The sequence below is a fragment of the Pedobacter aquatilis genome (assembly GCF_032678425.1).
Classification (GTDB): domain Bacteria; phylum Bacteroidota; class Bacteroidia; order Sphingobacteriales; family Sphingobacteriaceae; genus Pedobacter; species Pedobacter aquatilis_B.
In genome coordinates this window covers 1-6,361 of the sequence record NZ_JAVTSG010000010.1, presented here as the reverse complement: position 1 = coordinate 6,361, position 6,361 = coordinate 1, and the positions used below count along the sequence as shown (strand labels likewise).

2 tRNA genes and 3 rRNA genes are annotated in these 6,361 nt (G+C 46.4%); all 5 read right to left on the bottom strand.

The features are described 5' to 3' along the window. Positions 1–236: 236 nt before the first annotated feature. Positions 237–348 (bottom strand): 5S ribosomal RNA (gene rrf / locus R2Q16_RS20305). A 137-nt stretch (positions 349–485) separates the two neighbouring features. Continuing rightward, a 23S ribosomal RNA gene (locus R2Q16_RS20300) occupies positions 486–3,360 on the bottom strand. A 433-nt stretch (positions 3,361–3,793) separates the two neighbouring features. Continuing rightward, positions 3,794–3,867: transfer RNA gene (locus R2Q16_RS20295), tRNA-Ala, on the bottom strand. Positions 3,868–3,883: 16 nt separating this feature from the next. After that, positions 3,884–3,958, bottom strand: a tRNA-Ile gene (locus R2Q16_RS20290). A gap of 281 nt (positions 3,959–4,239) precedes the next feature. Continuing rightward, positions 4,240–5,761, bottom strand: a 16S ribosomal RNA gene (locus R2Q16_RS20285). Together the 16S, 23S and 5S rRNA genes with 2 tRNA genes alongside form the textbook arrangement of a ribosomal RNA operon. Between the last annotated feature and the right edge of the window lie 600 nt (positions 5,762–6,361).

Here is a 6,361-nt window from a genome sequence, read left to right as displayed (position 1 = left end):
TGAACCTTTAATATCTTGAACTCCTGGGCTTGACTTTCTACTTTTGGCTTTAAGCTTTTATCTTTAAGCTTTTGTCTTCTTACGCCTCACTTTATCCTTTGTCTTTATTCCTTGCTCCTTACTCCCCTGACAACTGAACACTGACCACCCTAAACGCCCTGCTCCACGCTCTCTGCTAAAAAGCCTATAAACAAAGAAAGCCTTGCAACATAATGTTACAAGGCTCTTCTTTTAAGATTTGGCACCGACCTACTCTCCCACGTGTTACCGCAGTACCATTGGCTCTGGTGGGCTTAACTTCTCTGTTCGGAATGGGAAGAGGTGGACACCACCGATATAGGCACCTAAATGTTTTTAAATAGTATATAGTATCTAGACATTAGTATTTAGACATCTTATCTATATACTAAGTACTTATTACTAACTACTAAATGACATATTATTGAAAGAAGTTAAGTTTTGAAGAACAAACAACAGTCTGTTTGCTTTGAAAGCTTCGGATGATTAGTATTACTCGACTATGCTGTCACCAGCTTTACATCTGTAACCTATCAACGTAGTCATCTTCTACGGTCCTATATGGAATTCTCATCTCGTGGCTAGTTTCGCACTTAGATGCTTTCAGCGCTTATCTATTCCCAGCGTAGCTACTCTGCAATGCCCCTGGCGGAACAACAGATTCACTAGAGGCTAGTCCAACCCGGTCCTCTCGTACTAAGGTCAGCCCCACTCAAAATTCCTACGCCCACAACAGATAGGGACCGAACTGTCTCGCGACGTTCTGAACCCAGCTCGCGTGCCACTTTAATCGGCGAACAGCCGAACCCTTGGGACCTTCTCCAGCCCCAGGATGTGACGAGCCGACATCGAGGTGCCAAACCTCCCCGTCGATATGAGCTCTTGGGGGAGATCAGCCTGTTATCCCCAGCGTACCTTTTATCCTTTGAGCGATGGCCCTTCCATGCAGAACCACCGGATCACTATATCCGTCTTTCGACCCTGATCGACTTGTAGGTCTCACAGTCAAGCAAGCTTATGCTATTGCACTCCTCATACGGTTACCAAGCGTATTGAGCTTACCTTTGAAAGCCTCCGTTACCTTTTTGGAGGCGACCACCCCAGTCAAACTACCCATCAAACAATGTCCTCCACTTTGTAGAGTTAGACACCGAATACAGAAAGGGTGGTATTTCAACGTTGACTCCACGACGCCTGGCGACGCCGCTTCATAGTCTCCCACCTATCCTACACATCCTGTACCCAATGTCAATGTTAAATTGTAGTGAAGGTGCATGGGGTCTTTCCGTCCCGTTGCGGGTACCCGGCGTCTTCACCGGGACCACAATTTCACCGAGCTCATGGCTGAGACAGCGCCCAGATCGTTACACCATTCGTGCAGGTCGGAACTTACCCGACAAGGAATTTCGCTACCTTAGGACCGTTATAGTTACGGCCGCCGTTTACTGGGGCTTCGATTCAATGCTTCTCTTACGATGACATCCCCTCTTAACCTTCCAGCACCGGGCAGGTGTCAGGCCTTATACTTCATCTTTCGATTTTGCAAAGCCATGTGTTTTTGTTAAACAGTCGCCTGGGCCTTTTCACTGCGGCTGACATTGCTGTCAGCGCCCCTTCTCCCGAAGTTACAGGGCCATTTTGCCGAGTTCCTTAGCCATGATTCACTCGAGCACCTTAGAATCCTCTTCCCGGATACCTGTGTCGGTTTGCGGTACGGGTTTTTATAACCTGAAGCTTAGCGGTTTTTCTTGGAAGTCTGTTTACCTGCTCTATCCACTCATCCGAAGACTCGCGGTACTATTAGTTTTCAGCTAGGTCGGCGGATTTGCCTACCGTCCTAATACCTACAACCTTTAACGAACTATTCCGTCAGTTCGCGGCAGTGTCACTACTCCGTCCCCACATCGCAGTTATAAAAAGTACTGGAATATTAACCAGTTGTCCATCGAATTTCCCCTTCGGGTTCTCCTTAGGTCCCGACTAACCCTGATCCGATTAGCGTTGATCAGGAAACCTTATCCTTTCGGTGGGCGGGTTTCTCGCCCGCCTTATCGTTACTTATGCCTACATTTGCTTTTCTATACACTCCAGCACCCATTACCAGATACCTTCACTGTATATAGAATGCTCCCCTACCGATATATTTCAATCCCATAGCTTCGGTGATACACTTAATGCCCGTTTATTATCCATGCCCGATCGCTCGACTAGTGAGCTGTTACGCACTCTTTAAATGAATGGCTGCTTCCAAGCCAACATCCTAGCTGTCTGTGCAATCGGACCTCGTTAGTTCAACTTAGCGTACACTTGGGGACCTTAGCTGATGGTCTGGGTTCTTTCCCTCTCGGCGCGTGACCTTAGCACCCCGCGCCTCACTGCCGGCCATATTACATAGCATTCGGAGTTTGTCTGGATTTGGTAGGATTTGACTCCCCCGCACCCAATCAGTAGCTCTACCTCTATGTAACTCTATGCCGACGCTGTTCCTAAAAACATTTCGGGGAGTACGAGCTATTTCCCAGTTTGATTAGCCTTTCACCCCTACCCACAGATCATCCGGAAACTTTTCAACGTTTATCGGTTCGGTCCTCCAGTACGTGTTACCGCACCTTCAACCTGTCCATGGGTAGATCACAAGGTTTCGCGTCTACCTCCTCTGACTATACGCCCTATTCAGACTCGCTTTCGCTTCGGATCCGTGTCTTAAACACTTAACCTTGCCAGAGAAGAGTAACTCGTAGGCTCATTATGCAAAAGGCACGCCGTCACGCAACTTGTACGCTCCGACCGCTTGTAAGTACACGGTTTCAGGTTCTATTTCACTCCCCTGTTCGGGGTTCTTTTCACCTTTCCCTCACGGTACTGGTTCACTATCGGTCTCTCAGGAGTATTTAGCCTTACCGGATGGTGCCGGCAGATTCCCACAAGGCGTCTCCGACCTCGCGGTACTCAGGATACTACTAGGCTAACATTCTATACGTGTACTGGGCTATCACCATGTATCGCCGGGCTTCCCATCCCGTTCCACTTCTGTTTGTTAATACCACATCGTAGTCCTACAACCCCCACTTTGCCGTAACAAAGTAGGTTTGGGCTCTTTCCCTTTCGCTCGCCACTACTCAGGAAATCATTATTATTTTCTCTTCCTCTGCTTACTTAGATGTTTCAGTTCGGCAGGTTTGCTCATTATATGTGACTGGTCTTCAACCAGCCGGGTTGCCCCATTCGGAAATCTTCGGATCAATTCCTATTTGCAAATACCCGAAGCTTATCGCAGCTTATCACGTCCTTCATCGCCTCTGAGAGCCAAGGCATCCCCCGTGTACTCTTTCTTACTTTCTTCTACTCTTGCGCCTTTTGCGCCGCAAGGTATGCTTTTTTTGCTCTTGTTATGATGTCTCATACCTCGCTTTGCATTGCTACTAGGCTCGGTGAGCACAAACACAACAGTCGCCTATTGTTGTTTGCTCTTCTTTTTTAACTTCTTCCAATATGTCAAAGAACTTTTCAATCCCCGCTTCCAGATTATTGCTAACCTCTCCGCTATTTGCACAAACCTTTAGTACCAGGTTCGGGTGATGAGTAAAAAACTGCGGTCTCGAACCGTTTCACCTTATCTTTAGTACTTAGTATATAGTATTAAGTATTTAGATTCTCAGATGTGCCCCATGGCGTTTCTTCTTTTCTTAATTATGTCAATGTAGTTTACCTATCCCGGTAATCTTTATGTTTTTTAAAAGCTTTCTGCTTTTCTCTTTAAGCTTATCGCTTATCGTGGAGAATAACGGAGTCGAACCGTTGACCTCCTGCGTGCAAGGCAGGCGCTCTAGCCAGCTGAGCTAATCCCCCAAAAGGATTTCTAGTGTAGTCCCGTCCAGATTTGAACTGGAGACCCCTACATTATCAGTGTAGTGCTCTAACCAGGCTGAGCTACGGGACTTCTTGATTTTTGATTTTTTGATTTTAGATTTACGATTTTCTTCCGTTGCCGCTTCAATCGTAATTCGTCAATCTCAAATCGTAATTCAATTTCTCTCGCCTCTCAAAGATTGGTCAGTGCATCTTAATGCTTCAATCTTTTGGGTGTTTCTTTTAGTTTTTTTGTTATTTCGTTGGTTTGTTGTTTGGTTAGCCCGTCTTATCAACGTATAACCTATAACTTCCAACTTATAACTTTATTAGAGTATCATGTTGCGCAGCGAGTAGTCAACTCTGCTCCAGAAAGGAGGTATTCCAGCCGCACCTTCCGGTACGGCTACCTTGTTACGACTTAGCCCCAGTTATCGGTTTTACCCTAGGACGCTCCTTTCGGTTACATACTTTAGGTACCCCCAACTTCCATGGCTTGACGGGCGGTGTGTACAAGGCCCGGGAACGTATTCACCGCGTCATTGCTGATACGCGATTACTAGCGAATCCAACTTCATGGGGTCGAGTTGCAGACCCCAATCCGAACTGTGAATGGCTTTATGAGATTCGCATACTATTGCTAGCTAGCTGCCCTCTGTACCATCCATTGTAGCACGTGTGTAGCCCCGGACGTAAGGGCCATGATGACTTGACGTCGTCCCCTCCTTCCTCTCTGTTTGCACAGGCAGTCTGTTTAGAGTCCCCACCATTACATGCTGGCAACTAAACATAGGGGTTGCGCTCGTTGCGGGACTTAACCCAACACCTCACGGCACGAGCTGACGACAGCCATGCAGCACCTAGTTTCGTGTGATTGCTCACTTATTCATCTCTGAATAATTCACTAACTTTCAAGCCCGGGTAAGGTTCCTCGCGTATCATCGAATTAAACCACATGCTCCTCCGCTTGTGCGGGCCCCCGTCAATTCCTTTGAGTTTCACTCTTGCGAGCGTACTCCCCAGGTGGAATACTTAACGCTTTCGCTTAGCCGCTAACTGTATATCGCTAACAGCGAGTATTCATCGTTTAGGGCGTGGACTACCAGGGTATCTAATCCTGTTTGATCCCCACGCTTTCGTGCCTCAGCGTCAATAAAACCATAGTAAGCTGCCTTCGCAATCGGTGTTCTGAGACATATCTATGCATTTCACCGCTACTTGTCTCATTCCGCCTACCTCTAGTTCATTCAAGCCCATCAGTATCAAAGGCACTGCGATAGTTGAGCTACCGTCTTTCACCTCTGACTTAACAGGCCGCCTACGCACCCTTTAAACCCAATAAATCCGGATAACGCTTGGATCCTCCGTATTACCGCGGCTGCTGGCACGGAGTTAGCCGATCCTTATTCTTCCGGTACATTCAGCTACTTACACGTAAGTAGGTTTATTCCCGGATAAAAGCAGTTTACAACCCATAGGGCAGTCTTCCTGCACGCGGCATGGCTGGTTCAGAGTTGCCTCCATTGACCAATATTCCTTACTGCTGCCTCCCGTAGGAGTCTGGTCCGTGTCTCAGTACCAGTGTGGGGGGTCATCCTCTCAGATCCCCTAGTCATCGTCGCCTTGGTGGGCCGTTACCCCGCCAACTAGCTAATGACACGCATGCCCATCTTAATCCTATAAATATTTGAACATTGGATAATGCTATCCTGTGTTTTTATGCGGTGTTAATCCGAATTTCTTCGGGCTATCCCCCTGATTAAGGTAGGTTGCATACGCGTTACGCACCCGTGCGCCACTTTCGATAAAAGCAAGCTCTTATCTATCGTTCGACTTGCATGTATTAGGCCTGCCGCTAGCGTTCATCCTGAGCCAGGATCAAACTCTCCATTGTAAAATGTGTTGTAAGATTCTGACCAGTTTTAACTATCGTTAAAAATAGTCTTCTTTTTTTTTTAATTATGTCTGTCAGACATTGACTTTAAAATCAAGCTTCGGCATTCTGTACTTGAATCCGTACTTCATTACCCCGCTTGCGCTACATTGACATCTCTTTTAAGAACTTATTCGGCTCGGTACCTCGCGGCGGCCTCATTTATATATCTTCGGGTTTCAGTTTCAGATGGTCTTATTCGTCCTTCTTCAGTTTATCACCGTTTCAATCTTGTTTGTTTATCTTCCCGACATCCGCCGTTCTGATTTTTTTGTTTTCCCTTCGTTTCCGTTGGGAGTGCAAAGGTAGGAATCTTTTTTTAACTTCCAAATAAAATTTAATTTATTTTTTCGTTCGTTTTTTATTCCCAGTCCCTCTTTTCAATATCGCTCTTTTCAGAGCATCGCTTCCTTCCGAAGCGGGTTGCAAAAGTAGAAAATTTTATCCAACCTCCAAATTTTATTTTAAAATAATTTTCAGGGCTTTCATCCTCTCATTAAACATCCCCATCTTCCTCCGAAGCGGGTTGCAAAAGTAGAAAAATTATCGGCTTACACAAAG